The sequence below is a fragment of the Ectopseudomonas alcaliphila genome (genome assembly GCF_900101755.1).
Lineage (GTDB): Bacteria > Pseudomonadota > Gammaproteobacteria > Pseudomonadales > Pseudomonadaceae > Aquipseudomonas > Aquipseudomonas alcaliphila.
Map to the genome: position 1 here is coordinate 1,583,622 of NZ_FNAE01000001.1, position 25,982 is coordinate 1,609,603.

General features: G+C 64.4%; 31 protein-coding genes. 29 read left to right on the plus strand and 2 right to left on the minus strand.

Annotated elements, in window-relative coordinates; translation table 11 throughout:
- Window positions 1–82: 82 nt before the first annotated feature.
- Window positions 83–856: a ParA family protein gene (locus BLR77_RS07445; RefSeq protein WP_074676379.1), complete on the minus strand. Its 774-nt coding sequence runs from the start codon at window positions 854–856 to the stop codon at window positions 83–85.
- 249 nt (window positions 857–1,105) lie between these two features.
- Between BLR77_RS07445 and BLR77_RS07450 the strand changes: the two genes are divergently transcribed.
- The 23 genes from BLR77_RS07450 to BLR77_RS07560 all read left to right on the plus strand — a co-directional run bounded on the left by BLR77_RS07450 (window position 1,106) and on the right by BLR77_RS07560 (window position 20,940).
- Window positions 1,106–1,822 carry a beta-ketoacyl synthase chain length factor gene (locus BLR77_RS07450; protein ID WP_074676381.1) on the plus strand — a complete coding sequence of 239 codons (717 nt, stop codon included), beginning with the start codon at window positions 1,106–1,108 and terminating at the stop codon, window positions 1,820–1,822.
- Entirely contained in the window at window positions 1,795–2,604 is an 810-nt protein-coding gene (locus BLR77_RS07455) for a lysophospholipid acyltransferase family protein (protein ID WP_174578057.1), read from the plus strand. The genes BLR77_RS07450 and BLR77_RS07455 overlap by 28 nt, the downstream gene beginning before the upstream one ends.
- Entirely contained in the window at window positions 2,585–2,845 is a 261-nt protein-coding gene (locus tag BLR77_RS07460) for a phosphopantetheine-binding protein (protein ID WP_017678587.1), read from the plus strand. Before BLR77_RS07455 ends, BLR77_RS07460 begins: the two co-directional genes overlap by 20 nt.
- Before the next feature lie 11 nt (window positions 2,846–2,856).
- The gene (locus BLR77_RS07465) at window positions 2,857–3,123 is read left to right on the plus strand and encodes an acyl carrier protein (RefSeq protein WP_074676382.1); all 267 of its coding nucleotides are present in this window, start codon (window positions 2,857–2,859) and stop codon (window positions 3,121–3,123) included.
- 4 nt (window positions 3,124–3,127) lie between these two features.
- Entirely contained in the window at window positions 3,128–3,673 is a 546-nt protein-coding gene (locus BLR77_RS07470) for a COG4648 family protein (protein ID WP_074676384.1), read from the plus strand.
- On the plus strand, window positions 3,670–5,472 hold the full coding sequence (locus BLR77_RS07475) for an acyl-CoA synthetase family protein (protein ID WP_074676386.1): 1,803 nt from the start codon (window positions 3,670–3,672) through the stop codon (window positions 5,470–5,472). Before BLR77_RS07470 ends, BLR77_RS07475 begins: the two co-directional genes overlap by 4 nt.
- Window positions 5,465–6,211, plus strand: coding sequence for a glycosyltransferase family 2 protein (locus BLR77_RS07480; protein WP_074676388.1), 747 nt, complete (start codon window positions 5,465–5,467; stop codon window positions 6,209–6,211). Before BLR77_RS07475 ends, BLR77_RS07480 begins: the two co-directional genes overlap by 8 nt.
- The gene (locus tag BLR77_RS07485; RefSeq protein ID WP_074676806.1) at window positions 6,208–7,155 is read left to right on the plus strand and encodes an LpxL/LpxP family acyltransferase; all 948 of its coding nucleotides are present in this window, start codon (window positions 6,208–6,210) and stop codon (window positions 7,153–7,155) included. The genes BLR77_RS07480 and BLR77_RS07485 overlap by 4 nt, the downstream gene beginning before the upstream one ends.
- Window positions 7,136–8,677 carry an HAL/PAL/TAL family ammonia-lyase gene (locus BLR77_RS07490; RefSeq protein WP_074676390.1) on the plus strand — a complete coding sequence of 514 codons (1,542 nt, stop codon included), beginning with the start codon at window positions 7,136–7,138 and terminating at the stop codon, window positions 8,675–8,677. Before BLR77_RS07485 ends, BLR77_RS07490 begins: the two co-directional genes overlap by 20 nt.
- 83 nt (window positions 8,678–8,760) lie before the next feature.
- Window positions 8,761–9,186, plus strand: a complete 426-nt coding sequence (locus BLR77_RS07495) for an acyl-CoA thioesterase (protein ID WP_074676391.1) — start codon at window positions 8,761–8,763, stop codon at window positions 9,184–9,186.
- Between the two features lie 47 nt (window positions 9,187–9,233).
- Complete coding sequence (locus tag BLR77_RS07500) at window positions 9,234–9,860, plus strand: outer membrane lipoprotein carrier protein LolA (RefSeq protein WP_083366031.1); 627 nt, start codon at window positions 9,234–9,236, stop codon at window positions 9,858–9,860.
- Window positions 9,844–12,171, plus strand: coding sequence for an MMPL family transporter (locus BLR77_RS07505; protein ID WP_074676392.1), 2,328 nt, complete (start codon window positions 9,844–9,846; stop codon window positions 12,169–12,171). Before BLR77_RS07500 ends, BLR77_RS07505 begins: the two co-directional genes overlap by 17 nt.
- Window positions 12,168–13,316, plus strand: a complete 1,149-nt coding sequence (locus BLR77_RS07510) for a cation:proton antiporter (RefSeq protein WP_074676393.1) — start codon at window positions 12,168–12,170, stop codon at window positions 13,314–13,316. Before BLR77_RS07505 ends, BLR77_RS07510 begins: the two co-directional genes overlap by 4 nt.
- Window positions 13,303–14,550 (plus strand): NAD(P)/FAD-dependent oxidoreductase, encoded by a 1,248-nt coding sequence (locus BLR77_RS07515; RefSeq protein WP_074676394.1) that lies wholly within the window; start codon window positions 13,303–13,305, stop codon window positions 14,548–14,550. Before BLR77_RS07510 ends, BLR77_RS07515 begins: the two co-directional genes overlap by 14 nt.
- A gap of 12 nt (window positions 14,551–14,562) precedes the next feature.
- On the plus strand, window positions 14,563–15,282 hold the full coding sequence (locus tag BLR77_RS07520; protein ID WP_074676395.1) for a class I SAM-dependent methyltransferase: 720 nt from the start codon (window positions 14,563–14,565) through the stop codon (window positions 15,280–15,282).
- Window positions 15,282–15,776 (plus strand): hypothetical protein, encoded by a 495-nt coding sequence (locus BLR77_RS07525; protein WP_074676396.1) that lies wholly within the window; start codon window positions 15,282–15,284, stop codon window positions 15,774–15,776. The genes BLR77_RS07520 and BLR77_RS07525 overlap by 1 nt, the downstream gene beginning before the upstream one ends.
- Window positions 15,776–16,978, plus strand: coding sequence for a beta-ketoacyl-[acyl-carrier-protein] synthase family protein (locus BLR77_RS07530; protein ID WP_074676397.1), 1,203 nt, complete (start codon window positions 15,776–15,778; stop codon window positions 16,976–16,978). Before BLR77_RS07525 ends, BLR77_RS07530 begins: the two co-directional genes overlap by 1 nt.
- A complete protein-coding gene (locus BLR77_RS07535; RefSeq protein WP_074676398.1) occupies window positions 16,975–17,439 on the plus strand; it encodes a hotdog family protein in 465 nt (154 codons plus the stop codon). Before BLR77_RS07530 ends, BLR77_RS07535 begins: the two co-directional genes overlap by 4 nt.
- Window positions 17,432–18,175, plus strand: a complete 744-nt coding sequence (gene fabG, locus BLR77_RS07540; protein ID WP_074676399.1) for a 3-oxoacyl-ACP reductase FabG — start codon at window positions 17,432–17,434, stop codon at window positions 18,173–18,175. The genes BLR77_RS07535 and fabG overlap by 8 nt, the downstream gene beginning before the upstream one ends.
- A complete protein-coding gene (locus BLR77_RS07545; RefSeq protein ID WP_074676400.1) occupies window positions 18,175–19,401 on the plus strand; it encodes a beta-ketoacyl-ACP synthase in 1,227 nt (408 codons plus the stop codon). Before fabG ends, BLR77_RS07545 begins: the two co-directional genes overlap by 1 nt.
- Before the next feature lie 26 nt (window positions 19,402–19,427).
- A complete protein-coding gene (locus BLR77_RS07550) occupies window positions 19,428–19,829 on the plus strand; it encodes a hypothetical protein (RefSeq protein WP_169716323.1) in 402 nt (133 codons plus the stop codon).
- A gap of 17 nt (window positions 19,830–19,846) precedes the next feature.
- Complete coding sequence (locus BLR77_RS07555; protein WP_074676402.1) at window positions 19,847–20,287, plus strand: excinuclease; 441 nt, start codon at window positions 19,847–19,849, stop codon at window positions 20,285–20,287.
- A gap of 65 nt (window positions 20,288–20,352) precedes the next feature.
- Window positions 20,353–20,940: an Sbal_3080 family lipoprotein gene (locus tag BLR77_RS07560; protein ID WP_074676403.1), complete on the plus strand. Its 588-nt coding sequence runs from the start codon at window positions 20,353–20,355 to the stop codon at window positions 20,938–20,940.
- Window positions 20,941–20,958: 18 nt separating this feature from the next.
- Here BLR77_RS07560 and BLR77_RS07565 read toward each other — a convergent pair whose 3' ends face one another.
- Window positions 20,959–21,513, minus strand: a complete 555-nt coding sequence (locus tag BLR77_RS07565; protein ID WP_074676404.1) for a methyltransferase family protein — start codon at window positions 21,511–21,513, stop codon at window positions 20,959–20,961.
- A 63-nt stretch (window positions 21,514–21,576) separates the two neighbouring features.
- Between BLR77_RS07565 and BLR77_RS07570 the strand changes: the two genes are divergently transcribed.
- From BLR77_RS07570 to BLR77_RS07595, 6 genes are read left to right on the plus strand one after another with little or no spacing between them, the layout of a single operon-like run.
- Window positions 21,577–21,981, plus strand: coding sequence for a beta-hydroxyacyl-ACP dehydratase (locus tag BLR77_RS07570; RefSeq protein ID WP_074676405.1), 405 nt, complete (start codon window positions 21,577–21,579; stop codon window positions 21,979–21,981).
- On the plus strand, window positions 21,974–22,858 hold the full coding sequence (locus BLR77_RS07575; protein ID WP_074676406.1) for an ABC transporter ATP-binding protein: 885 nt from the start codon (window positions 21,974–21,976) through the stop codon (window positions 22,856–22,858). Before BLR77_RS07570 ends, BLR77_RS07575 begins: the two co-directional genes overlap by 8 nt.
- Window positions 22,855–24,045, plus strand: coding sequence for an ABC transporter permease (locus BLR77_RS07580; RefSeq protein ID WP_074676407.1), 1,191 nt, complete (start codon window positions 22,855–22,857; stop codon window positions 24,043–24,045). Before BLR77_RS07575 ends, BLR77_RS07580 begins: the two co-directional genes overlap by 4 nt.
- Window positions 24,027–24,293 (plus strand): acyl carrier protein, encoded by a 267-nt coding sequence (locus tag BLR77_RS07585; RefSeq protein WP_074676408.1) that lies wholly within the window; start codon window positions 24,027–24,029, stop codon window positions 24,291–24,293. Before BLR77_RS07580 ends, BLR77_RS07585 begins: the two co-directional genes overlap by 19 nt.
- On the plus strand, window positions 24,290–25,399 hold the full coding sequence (locus BLR77_RS07590; RefSeq protein WP_074676409.1) for a beta-ketoacyl synthase N-terminal-like domain-containing protein: 1,110 nt from the start codon (window positions 24,290–24,292) through the stop codon (window positions 25,397–25,399). The genes BLR77_RS07585 and BLR77_RS07590 overlap by 4 nt, the downstream gene beginning before the upstream one ends.
- Entirely contained in the window at window positions 25,396–25,947 is a 552-nt protein-coding gene (locus BLR77_RS07595) for a hypothetical protein (protein ID WP_074676410.1), read from the plus strand. The genes BLR77_RS07590 and BLR77_RS07595 overlap by 4 nt, the downstream gene beginning before the upstream one ends.
- The last annotated feature ends 35 nt before the right edge of the window (window positions 25,948–25,982 follow it).

Here is a 25,982-nt window from a genome sequence, read left to right on the forward strand (position 1 = left end):
GAAACAGGAACGCCCCGATAACATCGGGGCGTTCCTGTTTGGCGGGCGCTGAAGGCTTTTACTCAAGCCGCCCTGGACGGCGTCAGTCAGCCGCGTTCAGCAGATCGTGCAACTCGACGAATTGCTGGGTCAGCTTGTGCCGTGCATCGAGATAGATCAGCGGCGTGCACACCTGGTGCGATTCGCGCATCTTCACTGAACTCATCAGGTTCACCGGCAACACCGGCAAGCCCTCGGCAATCAGCTCATCCAGCAGTTGCTGTGGCAGCGTGGCACGCGGCTGGAACTGGTTGACGACGATGCCTTCCACCTCCAGACCATCGTTATGGTCTTCCTTCAACTCGTCGATCTCGGCCAGCAGGCCGTACAGGGCGTTGCGCGAGAAGCTGTCGCAGTCGAAGGGAATCAGTACGCGGTCCGCCGCGATCAAGGCTGAAACCGTATAGAAATTCAGTGCTGGCGGGGTATCCAGGTAGATGTGGTCGTAATCTTCGGCCAGTTCGTCGAGCAGTTTGCGCAGTTTGTTGATCTTGTGCTTTTGCTCCAGCTTCGGCTGCAGCTCGGCCAGCTCGGCGGTAGCGGTGATCACGTGCAGGTTGTCGAACGGCGTCTCGTAGATATCCACCTTGCCCTTCTTGGCAAAAGGCCCGGAAGACAGGGTCTGCTTGAAGAAGTCGGCAATGCCCATGGGAATTTCCTCACCGGTGAGCCCGGTGAGGTAGTGGGTCGAGTTGGCCTGGGCATCCAGGTCGATCAACAGCGTACGGTAGCCCTGCGCCGCACTTACCGCCGCGAGATTACAGGCGATGCTGGATTTGCCCACGCCCCCCTTCTGGTTGAACACCACACGTCGCATCGCCGCTCTCCCTGATCTGGAATGTTCCGAATTTTATGCAAAGCCCATGACAAGCACGAGACGTAGGCCACATCGCCATCATCCGCCCATCAGAAGAAGCTGCGCAACATTTGCACAGTGCCGCGCGCATCTAGATAATGCCCGCCCGAACAGATACCGGCACTATGCCATGGCACTGACTGACGCCGCCTCTTTCAGGCGCCCTGTCGTGCCGACCAGTATGCCCGGAGTGGCGAAAAGCCTCGTGCTATGAATTTCCAGATCGAAGGATTGCGCGCCTGGGCCCCCGGCCTGGAGTCAGAGGATGATTGGCGTGCCTGGTGCAACGCCCCCGTGGTCGTGCCCGACGACCAGCAGCAGCCGGACGTGAGTTTTCTACCCGCCATGCAACGGCGTCGCCTCAGCCGGCTGGCGCGGATGCTGTTCCATGTCGCCTGGCCGCTGGCCGAAGGGCAAGGCCCTCTGCCACTGGTGTTCGCCTCACGCCATGGCGAGACGCCGCGCACGCTGGCGATCCTCAACGAGCTGGCGAAGGGCGAACCGCTGTCGCCCACTCAATTCAGCCTGTCGGTGCATAACGCCATCATCGGTCTGTGGTCGATCCTGCGTGAAGACAATAGCGAGATGACCGCCATGGCCGCTGCCGGCGACGGCCTGGAACAGGCCATGCTCGAAGCCAGCGGCCTGCTTGCCGAAGGCGCCCCCGCGGTGCTGCTGGTCATTGCGGAAGAGTTACCGCCCGACCTCTACACAGCCTATATAGATGACGTACCCTTCTCCTACGCGCTGGCCTTGCTGCTGAAACCGGGCAAAACCTGGACCTTGAGCCTCGCACCCGCCGAATCCGGCTTACCCGCCGCCTGGCCACACCCCCTGAACCTGTTGCGCGCCTTGCATGGCGGGCAGCGAACGCTGATTCATTACTGGAAAGACCGCCAATGGACCTGGTCACGCAACGAGGCCTGAGCCCTTACAGCCCGCCTTATGCATGGAGGCTTGTCGCCACCGCACTGAGCTTCGCCCTGTTCGGCGTCGGCGGCGTACTGCTGCGCGTGCTGGTATTCCCGCTGCTCAGCCTGCTGCCCGGCGACACCCTGCGTCGGCGTACCCGAGCACGCGCCGTGGTCAGCCGCACGTTTCGCATATTCGTCGAGTTCATGTTCCGCACGGGTGTACTCACCTATGAGGTCGAGGGCGCAGAACGACTGGGCCGTCCCGGACAGATGGTGATCGCCAATCATCCCTCGCTGATCGATGTGGTCGTGCTGATCGCCTTCATCCGCGACGCCAACTGCGTGGTCAAGCAGAGCCTGTGGGAAAACCCCTGCATGCGCGGGCCGATTCGCGCCGCCCACTACATCAGCAACAGCGGCAGCATGGACATGCTCGACGAAGCGGCCGGCGCCCTGCAAAGCGGCGAAACCCTGATCATTTTCCCCGAGGGTACCCGCACCGTACCCGGCACCAACCCGGAGTTTCATCGTGGCGCCGCCGCGATTGCCGTGCGCGGCGCCAGCGTGGTGACCCCGGTGGTCATCAGCGTGACCCCCACGACGCTGACCAAGGCTGAGCCCTGGTACAGCATTCCGTCGCGCCGTTTTCACTTTCGGCTGCGGGTCGGAGAGGATATCGATCCGCGCCAATTCACCGAGCAGGCGCCATTGCCGATTGCTTCGCGCAAGCTCAACGACCATCTGCACCAACACTTTATGAAGGAGCTCGCTTCAGATGAGCGATCTGCAACTTGAAATCAAGAACCTGATCATCGATGCCCTCGGCCTCGAGGACATGAGCGCCGATGACATTGGCGCGGAGCAGACTCTGTTTGGCGAAGGGCTTGGCCTGGACTCGGTGGACGCCCTCGAGCTGGGGCTGGCGATCCAGAAGCGTTTCGGTATCAAGATCGACGCTGAAGCCAAGGACACTCGCAAGCACTTCGCCAACGTCGCGAGCCTGGCTGCATTCGTTTCCGCCCAGAAAGCTGCCTGAGGATTTCACCGATGCAAAGCCGTGAAGAAATCTTCGTCACCCTGCGTAGCGCCCTGGTGGAGCTGTTCGAGCTGGATGCCGAGCGTGTGACCCTGGACGCCAACCTGTATGAAGACCTGGAGATCGACAGCATCGATGCGGTCGACCTGATCGACCATATCAAGCGCCAGACCGGACGCAAGCTCGCCGCTGAAGAGTTCAAGAGCGTGCGCAGCGTGGGCGATGTGGTCGAGGCCGTCTATCGCCTGATCAATGACACGCCTCAGACCCAAGACTGACCCCATGGCTCGCCTGTTTGGCCTGCTGTTGCTGATAGCCGGCGTGCTCTATCCATTCGCCGTCTATTACGGCCTGGAGCACTGGTCGCCACGTGTGTTCGCCGCGTTGCTGGGCGGCCTGTGGCTGGCCCGTGCCCTGACGGCACGCCGACGGCCGGGCGGCCTGTGGCTGGCCGTGGCGGCGCTGGTGTTCTGCCTGCTGCTCGGTGTCGCTAACGAACCGGCGTTGCTGCGCTGGTACCCGGTACTGCTCAACCTGATGCTGCTGGCGCTGTTCGGCCTCAGTCTGAAGTTCGGCCCGCCACTGGTGGAACGCATGGCGCGCCTGCGTGAACCGGAGCTGCCGGACGTCGCCGTGCGCTACACGCGTACCGTCACCAAGGTCTGGGCCCTGTTCTTCCTCGGCAATACCGTCCTGCTGATGGCGCTGGCGATGTGGGCGCCACTCTCCTGGTGGACGCTCTACACCGGATTCATCTCTTACGGCCTGATTGGCCTGTTGTTCGCTGGCGAATGGTTGATACGCCAGCAGGTAAGGAAACACGAATGACCTGGTTGCCCATCACCGATCTGTTATCAGAGGCTCAGCCCGCGCGTCAGGTTGCCCTGGAACCGACCCTGCATCATCCAGAGTTGCGCCAGCGCGCCCTGCGCCTGGCCGCTGCGCTGCAGGCACGTGGTGTAAAACGCGTAGCGCTGTATCTGGAAGATGCTGCCGAGCTGGCCATCGCTCTGCTCGGGGCCTGGCGCGCCGGGGTGCAGGTACTGCTACCCGCCGACGCCCAGGCACAGACCCGCCAGCGCTTGGCAGCCCAGGTCGACCTGTGGCTGGACGACCTGACCGGGCTGGATGCCGAGCCACTGCCTGGCGCACGCCTGCTGCCCGAGCATTGCCGTCTGACCCTGTGCACCTCGGGTTCCAGTGGCGAACCCAAGCTGATCGACAAGAGCCTTGCGCAACTGGCCAACGAGGTCGAGGCATTGGAGCGGTTGTGGGGGCAGAGCCTCGGCCAGGCCACCATCCTCGGCAGCGTCGCCTGCCAGCATATCTATGGCCTGCTGTTTCGCCTTCTCTGGCCGCTGTGCGCCGGTCGCCCTCTGTACCGCCGCGCCCTGCCCTTCCCTGAAGATCTGCAGCAGGCAAGCCTGGCTATCGCCAGGGGCAGTGCAAGCGTAGCGAGCGAAGAGGATGTAAGGCGAGAAGAGGCGAGGCCGCAGAGTTTACAGGCGGTAAATGAGCAGGCCGAGCCGCTTCTCAACGCGGCAGCATCGAGCGCAGTAGCTTGCGCCGCCCCTGGCTTCGCCTGGGTCGCCAGCCCGGCCTTGCTCAAACGCATGGGCGACAACCTCGACTGGACGGCGCTTAGTCGCGTCAAGCGGGTGTTCTCTTCTGGCGGCGCCCTGCCCGTCGAGGCTGCGCAGACCCTGCACGAACGCCTGGGCCAGTGGCCGACGGAAATCTATGGCAGCTCGGAAACCGGCGGCATCGGCTGGCGTCAGGGCGACACAGCCTGGCAGCCGTTTTCTGGTGTCGAGCTGAGCCTCGATGAAACCGGCGCCCTGCGCATCGCCTCGCCGTACCTGCCCGCTGGGCATATCGAACAGAGCGCGGATGCCGCCGAGATCGGCGCCGACGGCCGTTTCGTCCTGCGTGGGCGCCTCGACCGCATCGTCAAGCTGGAAGAGAAACGCATCTCCCTGCCCATGCTCGAGCAGGCGCTGAGCGGCCATGACTGGGTTAACGATGCCCGCCTTGGCGTGATTCAGGAAGGTCGAGCCTTCCTCGGCGCGGTGCTGGCCCTGAGCCCGAACGGCTTACATGCCCTGCGCAATCAGGGCCGTCGCAGCGTGACCGAAACCCTGCGCCGGCACCTGGCCGAACACTGCGAGGCCATCGCCCTGCCGCGCCGCTGGCGCCTATTGCTGGAGTTGCCCTACAGCAGCCAGGGCAAGCTGGCGCAGAGCCAGATCGAAGCCCTGCTGGCCGCGCCACGCCCGACGCGGGTGGAACCCGTCAGCACCGAAGAGCGCGACGGCGAATGGCTGCTGCAATTGCAGGTACCGCCGGACCTCGCCCATTTCACCGGCCATTTCCCGCAGACCCCGGTGCTGCCGGGCGTGGTGCAGGTCGACTGGGCCCAGCAGTTGGCTCGCCAGTTGATCGAACATCTGCCGCCGCGCTTCGCCGGCATGGAAGTGCTGAAATTCCAGCAACTGGTGCGCCCCGGCGACACCCTGCAGCTGTCCCTGCGTTTCGACGCCGAACGCGGCAAGCTGTATTTCGCCTATCGCAATGGCGAGGCTGCCTGTTCTTCCGGGCGCATTCTGCTGGAGCAGGCCAATGGCTGAGTCAGGCTTCAAGCCCTGCGCGGTGATCCCGGTTTACAACCACGAGCGACCCTTGCCCGGCGTGGTCGAGCAACTGCGCTGCGCCGGATTGCCGTGCCTGCTGGTGGACGACGGTTCCAACGCGACCTGCGCGGCGGTAATCGACGAACTGGCCCAGCAGCCGGACATTCACCTGCTGCGCCTGCCCAGCAACCAGGGCAAAGGCGGCGCGGTGATAGCCGGCCTGCGCGAGGCGGCGCGCCTCGGCTACAGCCATGCCCTGCAGGTAGACGCTGATGGTCAGCACGACCTGAGCACTCTGGATCAGTTCATCGCCGCCGCTCGCGCTCACCCGCAAACCCTGGTCTGTGGTTATCCGCAATACGATGCGAGCGTGCCCAAGTCGCGCCTGTACGCCCGCTACCTGACCCACGTCTGGGTCTGGATCAACTGCCTTTCGCTGCAGATTCGCGACTCCATGTGCGGCTTTCGCATCTACCCGCTGCCGGCCACCCTGGCCCTGCTCGATACGGTGAAACTCGGCCGACGCATGGATTTCGACACCGAAATACTGGTGCGCCTGGCCTGGCGCGAGCAGCCCATGCACTGGCTGCCAACCCGCGTGCACTACCCGGCCGATGGTCTCTCGCACTTTCGCCTGTGGCGCGACAACCTGCTGATCTCCGGCATGCACGCCCGACTGTTCTTCGGCATGTTGCGACGCGCGCCGAGGATTCTATGGCGCAGGCTGGTCGCATGAGCGCTGCCGAGCACAACCATCACTGGGCTCGGCAGAAGGAGCGCGGCAGTTTTCTGCTGATGCGCTTCACCGTCGCAGCCGCGCGCCTGCTCGGCCGTCGCCCCCTGGTGCCGCTGCTGTATCTGATCGTCCTGTATTTCTACATCTTCGGCCGCAGCGCGCGAACCAGCATCCATCAATACCAGCACAACCTGGCGAGCTGGGGCGCACGTCCCGATCTGCGCCCGAGCCGCCGTTCGGTACTGCGTCAGTTCCTGGCGTTCGCCGACAGCCTGCTGGACAAGCTCGATGTATGGAACGGCCGCCTGCCTTTGCAGGAATTGCAACTGGTCGACCCCGGCAACCTGCGCGACACCTTGCATGACGGTAGCCGCGGAAGGCTGCTGGTAGGCGCCCACCTGGGCAACCTGGAAGTCTGTCGGGCGTTGGCCGAACTTGGCGAGCGGGTGCGCATGAATGTACTGGTGCACACCAAGCACGCCGAGCGTTTCAACCGCCTGCTGGGCGAATCCGGTGCCAGCCACCTGCGCCTGATTCAGGTGAGCGAACTGGACCCCGCCATCATGCTGCAACTGGCCGAGCGTCTGGAGCGCGGCGAGTGGCTGGCGATCGCCGGCGACCGCGTACCGCTGCATGGCGGACGCAATGTCACGGTCGACTTTCTTGGCCAGCCCGCAGCCTTCCCTCAAGGACCCTGGCTGCTGGCCGGCCTGCTGCAATGCCCGGTCGGGCTGATGCACTGCCTGAAGATCGACGGGCGCTACCAGGTACGCCTGGAACATTTCGCCGATGCGGTGAGCTGGAAGCGCAGCGAGCGCGACCAGGTGGTTCACGGCTGGGCACAACGTTACGCGCAGCGCCTGGGCGAACATTGCCTGGACGCGCCGCAGCAATGGTTCAACTTCTACCCTTTCTGGAAGCGAGATGACGACATACCAGCCTGAGCCGGTGATCTTCGGCGAGCGCGCCCTGACCATCGAGAACATCGTAGCCCTGTCGCAGCGCCAGGCCCGCGCCCAGCTGCAGGATGATGCCGCCTACCGGGAAAAGATCGCCAAGGGCGCACGCTTCCTCGACACCCTGCTGGACAAGGAAGGCGTGATCTACGGCGTGACCACCGGCTACGGCGACTCCTGCGTGGTAGCGGTGCCACTGCATCAGGTCGAAGCTCTGCCCAAGCACCTGTTCACCTTCCACGGCTGCGGCCTGGGCAAACTGCTCGACGCGCCGAGCAGCCGCGCCGTGCTCGCGGCCCGCCTGCAGTCGCTGTGCCATGGCGTTTCCGGGGTACGTGTGGAGTTGCTGGAGCGCATCCAGGCGTTCATCGAGCACGACGTCTTGCCCCTGATCCCTGAAGAAGGCTCGGTCGGCGCCAGCGGCGATCTCACCCCGCTGTCCTACGTCGCAGCCACCCTCAGCGGTGAGCGCGACGTGCTGTACAAGGGCGAGCGTCGCAGCGCCGCCGAGGTGCATGAAGAACTCGGCTGGACGCCACTGACCCTGCGCCCGAAAGAAGCCCTGGCGCTGATGAACGGCACCGCCGTGATGACTGCCCTGGCCTGCCTGGCCTATGCCCGCGCCGATTACCTGCTGAAGCTGGCCACGCGCATCACCGCGCTCAACGTGATCGCCCTGGAGGGCAACCCGGAACACTTCGACGAGCGCCTGTTCGCCGCCAAGCCGCACCCGGGCCAGACCCAGGTCGCCGCCTGGATTCGCCAGGATCTGGCGGTCGAGGCGCCGCTGCCGCCACTGCACCGCCTGCAGGATCGCTACTCGATCCGTTGCGCGCCGCACGTGCTTGGCGTGCTGGCCGACAGCCTCGGCCTGCTGCGCCAGTTCATCGAGATCGAACTCAATAGCGCCAACGACAACCCGCTGTTCGACGCCGAGACCGAGCGCACCCTGCACGGCGGCCACTTCTACGGCGGGCATATCGCCTTCGCCATGGACAGCCTGAAGAACCTGGTGGGCAACGTCGCCGACCTGCTCGACCGTCAGCTCGCCCTTCTGGTGGACACCCGCTACAACCATGGCCTGCCGAGCAACCTGTCCGGCGCGCCGGCCGCAACGGCGATGATCAACCACGGCTTCAAGGCCGTGCAGATCGGCACCAGCGCCTGGACCGCCGAAGCGCTGAAAAACACCATGCCGGCCAGCGTTTTCTCACGCTCCACCGAGTGTCACAACCAGGACAAGGTGAGCATGGGCACCATCGCTGCACGCGATGCCCTGCGCAGCCTGGAGCTGACCGAGCAGGTCGCTGCCGCCACCCTGCTGGCCGCCAACCAGGGCGTCTGGCTGCGCGAGCGCGCCGGCAAGCAGGACATCCCCGCACCACTGGCCGCCATGCGCGAACAACTGGCCAGCGACTTCCCGCCGGTGATCGAAGACCGCGCCCTGGAAGGCGAGCTGCGCCTGTGCCTGGAACGCATCCGCACTCAGCACTGGAGGCTGTATGCCTAAGCTCGCTCTGGTGCGCATGGCGCACCCTACGATCCTCCGCCGCGTAGGGTGCACCGTGCGCACCTTTGGTAAAGGATCTCAACATGCGTAAGTCAGGCGTATTGCAGGCGGAAATCGAACTGCAGGTGCAGTTCTATGACGTCGACATGATGGAAATCGTCTGGCATGGCCACTACGTCAAATACTTCGAGCAGGCGCGTTGCGCCCTGCTCGACAAGCTCGACCACAACTACCGGCAGATGCGTGACTCCGGCTACGCCTGGCCGGTGATCGACCTGCAGGTACGCTACGTGCGCGGCGCGCAGTTCGGCCAGCGCATCATCGTGCGCGCCGACCTGGTGGAATGGGAGAGTCGCCTGAAGATCAACTACCTGATCAGCGATGCCGAGACGGGCGAGCGCATGACCCGCGGCAGCACCGTACAGGTGGCTGTGGAAATCGCCACGCGCGAAATGCAGTTCGCCTCGCCCCTGGTCTTCATCGATGCCGTACAGAGGGCCATCGCGTGAAACGCCTGCTCAGCCCCGCCCTGGCTGGCATCGGATGCGTAGCCCGGATGAAATCCGGGAAACACTTCATCGCCCGCTACATCTCCCGGATTGCCTCCGGTCTACTGCTGGCGAGCATTGCCCAGCTGGCGATGGCCTTCGACCTCGACCAACTCAGCGAGCAACTCGGCGAGCCCGAGGTGGTGCGCGGCAGTTTCATCCAGGAAAAACACCTGCGCGCCCTGCCGCAACCGCTGACCAGCCGTGGCAGGTTCGTCCTGGCCAAGGATCATGGCCTGCTCTGGCTGCTCGAACGCCCGCTGCAGCAGGACTACCGTATCGACGCGCAAGGCATCGCCCGGCGCAGCGAGCAGGGCTGGCAGTTCGTCGCCCAGCAAAGCGCCACCGCACAGCAGAACCGCCTGTTCCTTGCCGTGCTCAAGGGCGACAGCAGCGGTCTGCGTCAGGATTTCGAGCTCAGCCTGAGCGGCACAGCCGAGGCCTGGCAGCTCGATCTGACGCCTCGCAGCGTCCTGCTCAAGCAGGTATTCAAGGCCATCGTCATCACTGGTGGTGAGCTGGTCCAGCGCATCGAACTGCAGGAAACCCAGGGCGACAGCACCGTGCTGCGCCTTGAGTCCAGCCAGGCCGATCAGTCCCTGAGCGACGCGGAGCAGCATGACTTCCAGAATTGAGTACTGGGGTTCAAGGCTATTCCCGCTCGCCCTGCTGCTGCTCGTTGTCGTTGCCGCCTGGCAGTGGCGCGGCGGCGCGCCCATCTCCGCCAATCTGCTGGAGCTGGTACCCAACGGCAAGCCGGACGCGCTCGAGCAGCAGGCCGTGCAACGCATGCAGGAGCCGCTCAACCGCGAGTTGCTGGTGCTGATCAGCCACCCGCAACGCGAACAGACCCTGGCGCTGGCCGCCGAACTGGGCACGCGCTGGCAGCAGCAGGCGCTGTTCGAGAAGGTGCAGTGGGCCCCGCAAGCCGACCTGTCCGGCATACGTCAGCAATTGCAGGATCAACGCCTGGCGCTGTTGCCGGCTGCCGACAGCGAGCTGCTGATTGACAACCCGACCGCCTTCGTCGAACGACGTGTACAGGATCTGTTCGACCCCTTCCGCAGCCAGGGCGTGGTCGCCACCAACGATGATCTGCTCGGTCTCAGTACCTTGGTGGAGAAGGGGCTTCCCCAGCATCACAATGTCCAGGTCGATCTCAGCGGTGCGCTGATCGCCGAAAGCGAGGGGACCACCTGGGCAGTGCTGCGCGCCCGCACCAATGCCGACGCCTTCGACGGCAACCTGGCGCTGGCTGTGGACGATCTGGTCACCCAGGCCCGCCACGAGGTGCAGGCACGCGGCGGCCAATTGCTCGCCAGCAGCGGCCTGCTCTATTCCGCCCACGGCCAGCGCCAGGCCACCCGCGAAATCGGCCTGATGGGCAGCATCGCCAGTGCCGGCGCCCTGCTGATGATGCTGCTGGTGTTTCGCCGGGTACGCGTATTGCTCGCCTTCATCCCCGCAGCCATTGGCGTGCTCGCCGGGCTCACGGCCTGCGTCGCGGTATTCGGCCATATCCACGTGATGACCCTGGTGCTGGGCGCCAGCCTGATCGGCGTGGCCATCGACTACCCACTGCACCTGCTGTCGAAGAGCTGGACGCTGCAACCCTGGGATAGTTGGCGTGCCCTGCGCGCCACGTTTCTTGGCCTGACCCTCGGTCTGGTGACCAACGTCATCGGCTATCTGGCCCTGGCCTTCACCCCGTTCCCGGCACTCAAGCAGGTGGCGATCTTTTCCGCCGCTGGCCTGCTTGGCGCCTACCTGAGCACCCTGTTTCTGCTGCCAATGCTGCTCGGCAAGGCCGCGATCCGGCCCTGGCAGCCGCCGCATGCTCTGGCACAGCGCCTGCTCGACTGGCGCGAAGCCATGCTACGCCGGCTGCCAACACCCTGGCTGCTGTTGATCTTCGCCCTGTTCTGCGCCGGTGGCCTGTTGCAGCTCTCGCACAAGGACGATCTGCGTCAGTGGGCCAGCGTGCCGCCGCAATTGCTGGAGCAATCGAAAGCCATCAGCCAGATCGTCGGCATGCAACCGACCAGTCAGTTCTTTCTGGTACGCGGCGAAGACGAGGAGCAACTGCTGCAACGCCAGCAGTCGTTGCGCCAGCGCCTGGACAGGCTGGTCGAGCAGGGTCAATTGAAGAGCTATCTGGCGCTGAGCCAGCTGATGGCGCCTGCCACGCAGCAGGAAAAACTGCGTCAGACCGTGGCACAGCTGCCGAGCCACAGCGCCGCACTCAGCGAACTGGGCATCCCCGCCGATGCCATCGAGCAAGAGGCGCAACAGCTGCAAGCCCTGCCCACGCTGAACATCGAACAGGTGCTCGCCGCCCCACTGAGTGAGCCCTGGCGACCACTCTGGCTGGGGCATGCGGATGACGGCCAGGTCGCCGGGCTGATCAGCCTGCAAGGCTTGACCGACAGCGACCTGCTTGCAGCCCAGGCCGAAGGACTGGACGGGGTGAAGCTGGTGGACCGCCTCGGCGAACTCAATCGCCTGTTCGCCGCCACACAAGTCAGCGCCGCCGAACTCAAGCTGGCCTCCTGCCTGCTGATCTTCGCCGTGCTGTGCATCTTCTTCGGCGCACGCGGCGCCGCTCGCGTACTGGCGGTCTCGCTGCTGGCCGCACTGGCCAGCCTGGCCAGCCTCGGCTGGCTTGGCCAACCCTTGACCCTGTTCAGCCTGTTCGGCCTGCTACTGGTCACCGCCATCGGCGTGGACTACGCCATCCTCATCCGCGAGCGGGTCGGCGGTGCGGCCACCAGCCTGCTCGGCACACTGCTGTCGGCGCTGACCACCTGGTTATCGTTCGGTCTGCTGGCGGTTTCCAGTACGCCTGCAGTGAGCAACTTCGGCCTGGCCATCAGCATCGGCCTGGCCTTCAGCTTCCTCCTGGCCCCTTGGGCGGGTGACGCGCAGGCAGAGGACAAGCATCCATGACGATCGCCCTGTTCTGGTTGCTGGCCCTGGCCATCTACGCAGTGGTCGCGGTCGTCGGTGGGCGCCGCCTGATTCCGATCGTCGGCCAGTTGTTGGTGGCGGCACTCGCCATCCCTGCACTGCTGTTGCTGTGGGCCGAGCCGCACTGGCACCTGAGCGCCAACGACCTGCTGGCGCCCGACTGGCTGAGTGTTGCCTACGGTTTGTGCTTCGCCCTGCTGCTCGGTTACATCCTCAGCGACGTAATCGACCTCGATTTCAGCCCGGCTTGCGTGAAGATCGCCCTGCCGAGCTTTCTCGTGCCGATGCTGGCGGGCCTGGCCTGTTCGCTGTGGCTACTGCCCGGCGAGCGCGGCTGGCTGAGCGCGGTGGGCATTGGTCTGCTGTTCTCCATCACTGCCATCCCGGTGCTCTATCTGTTCCTGCAGAGCATCGGTTACCCGGCCGCCGCCAGCAAACGTTTGCTGCATGCGGCCATTCTGATGGACTTCATGTGCTGGAGCCTGTTCGGCCTGGCTCAGGGCAGCAGCCAACCGGCGACGCTACTCTGGCCGCTGTTGGCGGCGCTGCTGCCGCTGCTCGCGCGCGCTTTCAAGTTGCGTCATCCGTCGTGCTACAGCCTGCCGTTCTTCGCACTGATGCTGCTGTTTCAGCAGTTGGGGCTCAATGCGCTGGTATTCGGTATCGCCTACATGCTGTGTCTGGGCTATCTGAAGCAGCCGTTCGTGCTGCCGTTGTCGCAGCGTCACTGGAAGCTGCTGATGAATGGCGTGGCTGTCCCGCTGATTCTCACTTACGGCGTACTGCGGGTGGATTTCCATGGCCTGGGTCAACACATGTCCTGGCTGGTGATAGGTACTCTGCTGGCGCTGCCGGTCACCAGCAAGGTGCTGGGCAGTTGGCTGGGCCTGCATTGGGCAGACCCGGCTGCGTCAGCGCGGATCAAGTGGCGTGAGAGCCTGCTGCTGAACATCCGCGGCCTGACCGAAATCGTGTTCCTAAACCTGCTCCTGCAGCTCCAGCTGATTGATTCAACGGTGTACTTCGGCCTGCTGCTGATGAGTCTGTTCTCTACTCTGCTGCCTGCCCTGCTGGGCCGGCACGCCGTCAATCATGAAGCGAAAGCCCGCTATGAAATCTCCTGAACTCGAACAACGCCAGATCGTCGTTATCGGTGCCGGCCCATCCGGCGCCATCGCCGCCGCCATTCTCAAACGCCAGGGCCATGACGTGCTGGTGCTGGAGCGCCAGCGCTTTCCGCGCTTTTCCATCGGCGAGAGCCTGCTGTCGCACTGCCTGGATTTCGTCGAAGAGGCCGGCATGCTCGAAGCCGTCCAGGCCGCAGGCTTTCAGACCAAGCATGGCGCCGCGTTCGCCTGGGGCGAGCGTTACACCAGCTTCGACTTCCGCGACAAATTCACCGAGGGCAAGGGTTCGACCTACCAGGTGATCCGCGCCGACTTCGACAAGCTGCTGGCCGATGAGGCCGAGCGTCAGGGCGTGGAGATCCGCTACGAGGAGGAAATCTTCGCCGCTGACTTCTCCGGCGACTGCCCGCGCCTGTCGGTACGCCGCCTGGCCGACGGCCACGAGTACCAGGTCGAGTGCGCCTTCGTTCTCGACGGCAGCGGCTATGGCCGCGTGCTGCCGCGCCTGCTCGACCTCGACACGCCATCGGCCTTTCCCGTGCGGCGCGCGGTATTCACCCATATCGAGGACAACATCGATCCAGCCTCGGGCTTCAACCGTGAAATGATCCTCATCACCACCCATCCGACCCTTCGCGATGTGTGGTTCTGGACCATTCCATTCAGTAACGGCCGCTGCTCGCTGGGCGTGGTCTGCGCGGCCGAACACTACGAGAACTACCCGAAGGATCTCGATGCCTGCCTCAAGCAGTTCATCGCCGAAACCCCATCGCTGAGCAAGGTGCTGGGCAACGCCGTGTGGGACACCCCGGCCCGCGAGATCAATGGCTACTCGGCCAACGTCAAGAGCCTGCATGGTCCGGGCTTTGCCCTGCTGGGCAATGCCGCCGAGTTCCTCGACCCGGTGTTCAGCTCGGGCGTGACCATCGCCATGCGTTCGGCGAGCATGGCCGCCGGGCTGTTGCATCGTCAGCTGGGTGGCGAAACGGTGGACTGGGAAAACGAGTTCGCCATCCCGCTCAAGCGCGGCGTGGATACCTTCCGCGTCTATGTCGAGGGCTGGTACGAGGGCTCCTTCCAGGACGTGATCTATTACGAGAACGCCTCCCCGGAGATTCGCCGCATGATCAGCTCGATCCTTGCCGGCTACGCCTGGGACGGTAAGAATCCCTACGTTTCCGAACCTCGCCGGCGCCTGCGTGTGCTGGCCGAGCTGTGCTCCCAACCCTGACAAGGACCGTCGATGACCGCTCTCCGTCCCGTCTCGCCTACCTACGTCGAAGAAACCCGTTTCGGCTTCTGGTTCCTGCAGAGCCACGTGTGGCAACACCATGTGCTGCGGGTCGCGATCAACGACCTGGTGCGCCTGACCGGCAGTCCGCTGCCGCAAGCGCCCGTGCTGCTCGATGCCGGCTGCGGTCAGGGCCGCTCCTTCGGCCTGCTCAACGCCGCCTTCGCACCGGCGCGGATGATCGGCCTCGACGCCGATCCGCACAGCCTCGAGTGCTCGCGCCGCGAGGCCGAGCGCCTGGGCCTGGAAGTCGAACTGATCGCCAGTGACTGCGCCTCCATCGACCTGCCCGACGCCAGCGTCGACCTGCTGTTCTGCCACCAGACCCTGCACCATCTGGTGGAGCAGGAACAGGCGCTCGCCGAGTTCTGGCGCGTGCTCAAACCTGGTGGTCGGCTGCTGCTGGCCGAGTCGACCAAGTTCTATATCGACACCTGGGTGATCCGCTGGCTGTTCCGCCATCCGATGCACGTACAACGCAGCGCCGAACAGTACCTGGACATGCTGCGCAATCAGGGTTTTCAGTTCGACGATGCCAGCGTTTCCTACCCCTACCTGTGGTGGAGCCGGGCCAAGGACTTCGGCCTGCTGGAGCGCTGGGGGCTGATGCAGCCAAAACCCGTCGGTCAACGCGACGAAACGCTGCTCAACGTAGTGGCGCGCAAGCCGTGATGCCACGCATACTCCTGCTCGTCGCCAGCCTGCTGCTGGGCGCCTGCGCCGCACGCACCCCCGTGCCGCCAGTGGCTCCGGCATTGGTCGCAGCGCTGCCGCTCACCCTGCAGATCCAGCGTGAACAGGCGGACGTGCGTCAGGACTGGCTACTGGTGATCCAGCAGGAAGGCCCGGCCCTGCGCTGGTCGTTGCTGGATCCGCTCGGCATCCCCCAGGCGCGCCAGCTGCTGGAGGCGGGACAATGGCGCAACGACGGCCTGCTGCCACCCAATACCGAGGCACGTGAGCTGTTCGCCGCACTGCTGTTCGCCCTGGCCCGCACCGACGCGCTGCACGGCTACCCGGCCGACAGTTGGCAGCAGGATGCCGAAGGCCAACGCCGCATAACCCCGGACTGGAGCATCCATTACCAGGCTCCCCTGGATTTCACCCTTGGCAAGACCGGCCTGACCTACCGGATACGCGCACTGAACCTGGAAGAAAGCGACTGATGCCCCGCTCCCCCACCCCCGGCTACCTCAATGCACTCGGCCTGCTCTGCGCCCTCGGCGAAGGCAAGCAGGCCGTCGCCGATGCGCTGTTCGCTGGTGACACCGCGGGCATGCGCGCTGAAGACGGCTGGGTGCAAGACCGCAGCCTGACGGTGGGCGCCGTGCATGTGGATCTGCCCGCCATGCCGGCAGGTTTCGAGGCATCCCACAGTCGCAACAACCAGTTGCTGCTGGCCGCAGCGCAGCAGATCGAGCCCGAGCTGCGCGCAGCCATCACCCGCTACGGCGCGCAGCGCGTCGGCCTGGTGCTGGGCACCAGCACCTCAGGCATCCGCGAAGCGGGCGAGCATATCGCGCGCCACTTCAACGAGGGCACGCTGCCCGCCGAATACGAATACGCCCAACAGGAAATGGCTGCACCGGCCAACTTCCTTGCCGACTGGCTGGGCCTGACTGGCCCGGTGTACTGCCAGTCCACGGCCTGCACCTCCAGCGCCCGCGCCCTGCTCAGCGCTCATCGCCTGCTCAGCCAGGGTCTGTGCGATGCAGTGATCTGCGGTGGCGTCGACAGCCTGTGCCGCCTCACCCTGAATGGCTTCTCGTCGCTGGAGGCAGTTTCGGCCGAGCCCTGCAATCCGTTCTCGGTGAACCGCCACGGCATCAACATCGGCGAGGCTGCGGTCTTGTTTCTGATGACCCGTGAGCACGGCCCCATCGCCTTCTTCGGCGGCGGCGCCACCTCCGACGCCCACCATATTTCCGCACCGCACCCGGAAGGCCTCGGCGCCCGTGCGGCCATGGAGAAGGCGCTGGCCAACGCCGGCATCGCCGCCAGCGAAATCGACTATCTCAACCTGCACGGCACCGCTACCCGGCATAACGACGTGATGGAGAGCAAGGCCGTGCACGCCCTGTTCCCCGCGGGTCTGCCTTGCTCCTCGAGCAAACCCATGACCGGTCACACCCTGGGCGCTGCGGGCGCGCTGGAAGCAGCCTTCTGCTGGTTGACTCTGAGCCATTACAACCGTGACGGACTGCTGCCGCCACACCTCTGGGATGGCCAGCATGACCCCGAACTGGCGCCCCTCCAACTCGTCCAGCCTGGCGCCCGCCTGGCCCGTGACCAGGGCCGTTACCTGATGAGCAACTCCTTCGCCTTCGGCGGCAACAACGTTGCGCTGATCCTGGGAGATGCATCATGAGCCTGTGGCCCGTCGCCGAACTGGTGCCCCATGCGGGCAACATGGTGCTGCTCGATGAAGTACTGAGCTGCGATACCGAAGCGATCGAGGTGCGCCTCAAAGTGCGTCCCGACGGTCTGCTCAGCGCGGCCGACGGCAGCCTGCCAGCCTGGACCGGCATCGAGCTGATGGCGCAGGCCATCGCTGCCTTTGCCGGTATCCAGGCCAAGCGCGCCGGCTTGCCGGTGGAGCTGGGCTTTTTGCTCGGCACGCGCAAGTACGCCTGCAACGTCGAGCATTTCCCGGCCGGCAGCGAGTTGCACATACGTGCCCTGTGCTCGCTGCAGGACGACAACGGCATGGGCGTGTTCGAATGCCACCTCACAGGCCCCGGCATCCAGGCCGAAGCCCGCCTTAACGTGTTCCGCCCGCCGCAACCGGCGATCTATCTTCAAGAACCGCAAGAACAATCCCATGACTGAAAGCACTTCTGCCGCCACCGTTCTGATCACCGGCTCCAGCCGTGGCATCGGCCGCGCCATCGCCCTGCGCCTGGCGCGCTCGGGCCATGACATCGTCCTGCACTGCCGTTCGCGTCGCGACGAAGCCGAAGCCGTGCAGAAACAGATCACCGAACTGGGTCGCCAGGCGCGCATCCTGCAATTCGACGTGTCCGACCGCGCCGCCTGCCGCGAGGCGCTGGAGGCCGACGTCGAGCAACACGGCGCCTACTACGGCGTGGTGTGCAACGCCGGCCTGACCCGTGACGGCGCCTTCCCGGCGCTGTCCGAGGAGGACTGGGATCAGGTGCTGCGCACCAACCTGGACGGTTTCTACAACGTGCTGCACCCGCTGACCATGCCGATGATTCGCCGCCGTGCGCCAGGCCGTATCGTCTGCATCACCTCGGTGTCAGGGCTGGTCGGCAACCGTGGCCAGGTCAACTACAGCGCCTCCAAGGCCGGCGTGATCGGTGCCGCCAAAGCGCTGGCCATCGAGCTGGCCAAGCGCAGGATCACCGTCAATTGCGTAGCGCCCGGCCTGATCGATACCGAGATCCTCGACGAGCTGGTACCGGTGGACGAGATTCTCAAGATGATCCCGGCCGCCCGCATGGGCACTCCCGAAGAGGTGGCCGGTGCGGTGAACTTTCTGATGTCCGACGAGGCGGCGTACATTACGCGCCAGGTCCTCGCGGTGAATGGTGGTTTGTGTTGATGAAACGTGTAGTCGTCACCGGCATGGCCGGCATCACCTCGCTGGGCAGCGACTGGCCAACCATCTCGGCCGCGTTCAGGGCCGGCAAGAGCGGTATCCGCCGCATGGACGAATGGGATCGTTTCACCGAGCTGAACACCCGCCTGGGTGGCCCGGTGGATGACTTCGTCCAGCCCAAGCACTGGAACCGTAAGCAGACGCGCAGCATGGGCCGGGTGTCCAAGCTGGCGGTGTACGCCGCCGAGCGCGCCCTGGAGCACGCCGGCCTGCTCGGCGACCCGTGCATCGCCGACGGGCGCATGGGCGTGGCCTGCGGCTCGTCCACTGGCAGCACCGAGGAGGTCAAAGCCTTCGGCAACATGCTGCTGAACTCGGTAGCCGACGGCCTCAACGCCAACTCCTACATCCGCATGATGCCGCACACCACCGCGGCCAATATCAGCATTTTCTTCGGCCTCAAGGGCCGCCTGATTCCCACCTCCAGCGCCTGCACCAGCGGCAGCCAGGGCATCGGCTACGCCTACGAGGCGATCAAGTTCGGTCGCCTGAAGATGATGCTCGCCGGCGGCGCCGAGGAACTGTGCGCCACCGAGGCCATGGTCTTCGATGCGCTCTACGCCACCAGTCTGAAGAACGACGCGCCACACACCAGCCCGCGCCCCTATGACACAGGCCGTGACGGCCTGGTGATCGGCGAGGGCGCCGGCATCCTGGTACTCGAAGAGCTGGAGCACGCCCTCGCCCGTGGCGCCACCATCCATGCCGAGATCGTCGGTTTCGGCTGCAACTCCGACGGCCAGCACGCCACCAAGCCGGTACAGGAAACCATGCGCGGCGCGATGCAGTTGGCACTCGATGACGCTGGCCTGGAGCCCTCGGCAATCGGTTACGTCAACGGCCATGGCACGGCCACCGAACAGGGCGACGTCGCCGAGACCCTGGCCACCAGCAGCCTGTTCGGCGCGCAGATGCCGATCAGCTCGCAGAAGAGCTACCTCGGCCATACCCTGGGCGCCTGTGGCGCGCTGGAGTCCTGGTTCAGCATCGAGATGATGAATTCAGACAGCTACGTCTACACCCTGAATCTGGACGAGATCGACCCGGCCTGCGGTGAACTGGACTATCTGCGCGGCGAGTTCCGCCAGATGAGCCATGAGTACGTGATGAACAACAACTTCGCCTTTGGTGGCGTGAACACCTCGCTGATCTTCAAACGCTGGCACTGACCTTCAACTGACAAGGAACATGGATGATGTCTCGTTTCACTCGATTTGGTCTGATCGTTGCGCTGCTGCTGGGCGTCGCAGCCTGTACGTCGAAACCGGTGATGAACATTGAGAACCGCACCCCCGCGTCGGCGGTCAGGAGTGAGGATGATATGCGCCGCGCTATTCTCGCCGCCCTGCAGAACCGTCAGTGGACGGTCGAGCGTGCCGACCGGGGCAACATCATGGCGTTGATCCAACGCCGCAACCACCAGGCCGAGATCACCATCCCCTACAGCGCGTCGAGCTACTCGATCCGCTATCGCGACAGCCAGAACCTCGACTACAAGAACGGCAAGATCCACCGCAATTACAACAAGTGGATCCATAATCTGGACCGCAGTATTCAGCAGGAATTGAGCAAGTCTTCCCTCTACATGCACCAGTGATATTCAAGGAGATACCCATGCAAGCCAAAATCTGGACCACTGCCGCACTTCTCTCCGTCGCTCTGCTGCCCGGCCTCAGCCAGGCGCGCGACACCGCTCATTTCCTGGACTTCCAGTCGGTAGTCAACGAAGCCACCCAGGCTGGTCGTCTCGACGGTTCGGTGAAGTTCTACCTGAACAAGACGCCGGCTGGCGCACAGATCATCAATGCCAACGTCACCACCAGCCAGAAGACCAACGCCTTCAACAAGAGTGATGAAGAAGCCTGCAGCTGGGTTCTGCAATCGGCCCTGATCAAGTTGCAGAACGCCGCCAAGGCCGCAGGTGCCAACGCTGTGGTCGACCTGGCCAGCAACTACAAGAACAAGGAATACCGCGACGACAGCAAGTACGAATGCCATGCTGGCGCCATCATGGCCGGTGTCGCACTGAAGGCCAAATACGCCAAGGTGAAGTGACGCCACCCGCACTCACGCAAAGGCCACCGTCGAGGTGGCCTTCTCACGCAAGGAAGCCCTCTCCCATGTCGAAGCTACGTATTACCCTGCCCTTGCTCGCGGCGCTAACCCTACTCGGCGGTTGCACTGCTACCCGGGTCACGCCGCTAAAGACGGCGGCCGACCAGATGTGCATCGAGGAGAACCCCAAGGTTCAGGTCAGCGACTTCGTACCCGTGCTGCAGGAAGGCTTCGCCCGACATGGCATCCAGACGCAGCTTTACTCGAAGATTCCCAGGGCAGATTGCCCGTACGTGGTGACGTACACGGCTCGCCGCTCATGGGACATGGCGCCGTATCTGTCCACCGCCGAAATCACCATCCTCGGCCCTCGTCGTCAGACATTGGCCAAGGCCAGCTATCACCTGCGCGGCAAAGGCGGCTTGTCGCTGATGAAATGGCAAGGCACCAAGAGCAAGATCGATCCCGTCATTGACGAGCTGTTGGCCAACGCCCAGCTGAGCAGCACAATCGCGCAACAGGCAGACTCCACACATGAGCCACGCAAAAGCCTGGATGAACGAGTGCATGACCTGCAACAGCAGAAGCTCGGCTATGAAGACTATCAACGCGCCTATCGGCAGCTCCTGCTAGAGCACCAGAGCGCGCAATAGACCCCCTGAGTGCCGGGTTCAGAGCACGAGCGGCACGAACATCCAGCTTCGCCCCATGTACTCGCGGTAGGCCTCGCCGAAATAGGCCAGGCACTCGCGCTCCTCACAACGCGCCGCACACCACAGCAGCATGCTGGAGAGCACCGCCAGCAGCACAATCAGCGCATCGATACGCTTGAAAGCGATGCCCCAGGCCAGCAGCAGCAACGAGCAGTACATGGGATGACGGATGTAGCGGAAGATGCCGCCCGTCACCAGCTGCGACGTGCGCTCGAAGGCAAACAGCTCATCATCCTGACGCTGCGTACCCGCCTGGCCAAAACGGCGCATCTGGTACACACCCGCGAACAGCACCAACAGCGAAAGACTCAACAGCACCCAGGATATGCGCTGATGCAGTTCACCCCGGTCGCCGAACCAGGACGGTGCATTGAGCACCAGCATCACCGCCATCGCCTCCCAGGCAAGAAAACGATAGAACCCGTGACTGCGTGGATTGCCCAGGGTGCGCCAGGAAATACCCACCAGCACTGCGCTGAGCATCACAAAAGCCACCAACTGCCAGATCGTCACTGCATCCTCCCTCTATCCCTGCCTCTGTTACACTGCGTCGCCCGTACGCACCGACCGCCTGCCATGGATCGCACCCAACTGCACACACTGCTGCCGCACCAGGGCGACGCGCTCTGGCTGGATGCATTGGTCGATCATGACAACCTGAATATCCGCGGACTCAGCGCCTGGCATCACCTCGACAAGCTTGGCGAAAATGCCTCGCCTTGCCTGTTGTTCGAAGCCGCAGCCCAGCTTTGCGCCGCACATGGTGCCCTATACGGCGAAGCGGATGCCATCGAAATGGCCCTGGTCGGCAAACTTTCCCAACTCCATCTGCACCCGGTCACACGCAGCGCAGAGCCGCTACTGGTGAGCGCCCAGCAGGAGGCGCTGAGCCCGACCGGCGCCCTCTACGCCTTTGCCATCCATGCCGGCGCGCAGCCGCTGCTGGAAGGCAAACTGCTGCTGGTGCTCGTCCGTGCTTGAGCTACGCGGCGTCAGTTTTCGCTACCCAGGCGCAGACGCCTTCGCGCTGCAAGGCATCGACCTGCAGCTGGAGGAAGGCCAGTGCCTGGGCTTGCTCGGCAGCAACGGCGCCGGCAAGACCACACTGCTGGCCTTACTCAGCGACACGCTGGCTCTGCAACAGGGAGAAATTCGCTGGCACGGCCCGCGCAGCCTGGGCCTGGTGCCGCAGCAACTGGCGTTCTACGCCGAACTGACGGTTGCCGAAAACCTCGCGCTGTTCGCCGACCTCTACCGCCTGCAGGGCGCCCAACGCCGCCAGCGCCTGGAGCTGTGCATCGCCAGCTGCGCCCTCGAAGACAAGCTGCCGCGTCGCGCCGCACGCCTGTCCGGTGGCGAGCAACGTCGTCTGAACTTCGCCATCGGCCTTTTGCAGCCGGCGCGCCTGTACCTGTTCGATGAGGCGACCGTCGGCGTCGATGCCGGTAGCCGGCAGTTGCTGCTCGATGCCGTAGGGCGACTCGCCGCAGAAGGCCATGGAGTGATCTACACCAGTCACTATCTGGACGAGGTCGAGCGCGTGGCCGGACGTATCCTGCTTCTTCATGAGGGCAAGGTGCGCCTCGATCTGGACAAGCAGCAACTGCTCGATGGTAGCCACGGCCTGCTGCTGGAATGGCCGGAACAGGTACCGGCCGGTTTTCAGGCGCTACTCGGCCAGCTGCAGCTTAGCGCCGAAACGCTGCCCGACGGCCTACGCATCGGCAATCTGGACAGCCAGCAACTGCTGGCGATCACCCAGTTCCTCGCTGCTCAGCCGACCCCGCCGAGCCTGCTGCGCTTTGGTCGCCCCTCATTGGAGCAGCTCTACCTGAGCCTCAACGGAGGCCGTCTGTGAGTCCGCTACTGGCGCTGGTGCGCAAGGAATGCCTACTGCTGCTGCGCGACCCGCATGCGCTGGCCGTGCTGTTCGTCATGCCGATCCTATTTCTCGTGCTGATGGCCGCCGCGCTGTCCAACTACCTGAGCGACCAACCACCACCCCTCGACCTTGTGCTCGAAGCCCCGCAGCACAGCGAGGCCAGTGCGTTCTTCCAGCAGGCCTTGCAGGAGCAACTGCCAGGCAGCCGGGTGCTCGTCAGCAGCGACGAAGCGCTGCCACACATCATCCTGGCCGATGACTTTAGCGAGACGCTGCTGGATACACCGCATATAGGCCCCGCACTGACCTATCCCGCGCGCGTCGACAGTCAGACCCGTCAGCGCCTGCGCGCCGCCGTCAACATCGCCCTGGCCCAGACCCGCCTGCTCGCCTACCTGGAAGACAGCGACGCACTGCCACAGGACATGGACGCAGAGCAGCGCCTGCAACTCATCCGCCAGCGTACCCAAAGCCAGCTCAGCGAGCTGCAGGTACTGGCCAGCGGCGAGCTTAGCGGCAAGGCCAACGCCAGCCAGTTGAGCGTGCCAGCCTGGCTGATCTTCGGCATGTTCTTCGTCGCCCTGCCGATGGCCGGCGGCTTCCAGCGTGAACAGCAGAGCGGCGCACTGCTGCGTTTTCGCGCGCTGGGCCTGAGCCCTGCCACACTGGTGCTGAGCAAGCTACTGCCTTACCTGGCGATCAATCTGCTGCAGTTCGCCCTGCTGCTGGCCATCGGCGTATACCTGCTACCGCTGCTCGGCCTGAGCGGCCTGAGCCTTCCCGGCGCGCCACTGGCCTATGCGCTGCTGGCCCTGAGCCTGAGCCTGGCCGCATGCAGCCTCGGCCTGTTGCTGGCCGCGCTGGCGCGTAGCGGCGAACAGGCGTTGCTGCTGGGCGGCGGCCTCAATATCATCCTCGCCGCAATCGGCGGCATCATGGTGCCCAAGAGCGTGATGCCCGAAGCGATGAGCCAACTGGCGGACATCTCGCCGATGAGCTGGGCGCTGGACGCCTTCCTGACCCTGCTGGTGGGCCAGGGAACGCTTGCCGACATTGCCCCTGACTGTGCCCGTCTTCTGCTGTTCGCCATACTGCTAGGCGCCGCCGGGCTTTTCCTGTTCCGCAAACGAGTGCAGCAAACGCAATGGACGACACATTACTAGAACAAGAACTCAAGCAACTGCTGATCCGTGAGTGCGACAAGGAAGACGACATCGACTGGCAGAGCATCGCCGATGACGAGCCGCTGTTCGGTCAGCAAAGCCGCATCGCCATGGACAGCCTCGATGCCCTGCAGGTCTCCCTGGCACTGCAGCAGCACTATGGCGTACGTATCGAAGGGGCCAAGGACGGGCGGCGCATCCTCAACAGCATCGCCAGCATCGCCGCCTTTATCAGGCAGAAAAAGTGACGCCCATCTATCTCCAACGCGGCGCCCTGCACAGCGCCCTTGGCGCCGACCTGCGCGCTGCCGGCGCGGCCCTGCAACACGGCCAGCTGCCCGTGCCCGGCTCGTTCCTGCTGCATGAACTGCAACAGCCGCGTCCCTATCTGGCCGTCGGCGACAGTGGTGAAAGCCGCGAGCAGCGCTGTGACCGACTGCTCGGCGAAGCCTTGGGCGACATGCCCGGTGGACTGGATGACTGCCTGCTGATCATCACCAGCACCAGTCTCGACATCAACGATCTCGAACAGCTCACCGCCGCAAAAGGTGGCTTTCACACGGAGCATTCGACAACGCTCGACCTGCTGGCCGACAACCTGCGCCAGCGCTGGGGCTTCGCCGATGCCTTCACCCTCAACACCGCCTGCACCAGCGCGGCCAACGGCCTGCTGTACGGCGCCCGGATGCTCGCTGCCGGCCTGTACGAGCGCGTCCTGGTGCTGGCTTTCGAGACGCCCAGCGCCATCGCCCAGCAAGGCTTCGGCGCCCTCGATCTGACCAGTCCGAGCGGCGCCTACCGGCCCTTCCACCCGCAGCGCGACGGTCTGATTCTCGGTGAAGCCTACGCCGCGACACTGCTGTCACGAGAGCCCGGAGCGGCGCCACTGGCGAGGTTGCTCGGCGGCTTCAGCGCCTGCGACACCAGCAACCTGACCACCACCCGCGAAGATGGCAGCCATATCGACTGGGTCATGCGTGAAGCCCTGCGTAACGCCGGCGTCAGCGCCGAGCAAATCGGTCTGGTGAAGTTGCACGGTACCGCCACCGGCGCCAATGACCGCGCCGAAAGCAATGGCGTGCGCTTGCTGTTCGGCGACGCGCTGCCGCCACTGTGCGTGCTCAAACCCTGGCTCGGCCATACGCTGGGCGCCTGCGGCCTCAGCGAAACCCTGCTGCTGGTGAACAACCTCGCCAGCCTGCCAGGCCTGGACTATGCGGCCGAGGCGCTGCTGCCACTCAGCGCCCAGCCGACCAGCATCGCAGCCGACAGCCTGCTGCTGGCCAACTTCTTTGGCTTCGGTGGCAACAACGCCAGCCTGATACTGCAAAGCTGCGCGGGGAACGAAGCATGAAGCCGGTCATCGCTGCCTGCAGCACTCGCGGAGATGCAAGCCACTCCGACAAGGATCTCAAGGCCGCTCTGGGCCAGTGGCTGGCCACTCCGCCACGGCGCATCGACCGCATGATCCTGCAGGCGCTGCTGTGCAGCGCGCCACTCAAAGCGCACGTACGCAGCGACTGCGGTCTCTATCTGGCCTCGCGCCACCCGGCCCGGGCCACCATGGGTGCATTGCTCGATGCCGTATGCGTCCATCAGCGCCAGCCCAAGCCCTTCGAATTCGTCAACAGCGTGAGCAATGCTGCCGGCTTCCATGTCGCGGCACAGCTCGGGCTGGAGGGACCGAACCTGTTTATCGGCGCCGGGGCGAACGTGTGGAGACAGCTACAGACATTGGCTGCTCTTGATCTGGCCGACGGCACCATCACCCAGGCGCTGCTGGTGGTGCTCGACGAGAATGGCGCTTTTCAGGCGCAGGCGGTGTTGATCGGGGCGCCAACCAAAGCACAGGATTTTGCCGAGCTGACGGCAGGCATCGAAGTCCTTCATCTGCAGCTCTAACCTGATTTGTTGATGGCATTGGTGGGCTAAAGCGG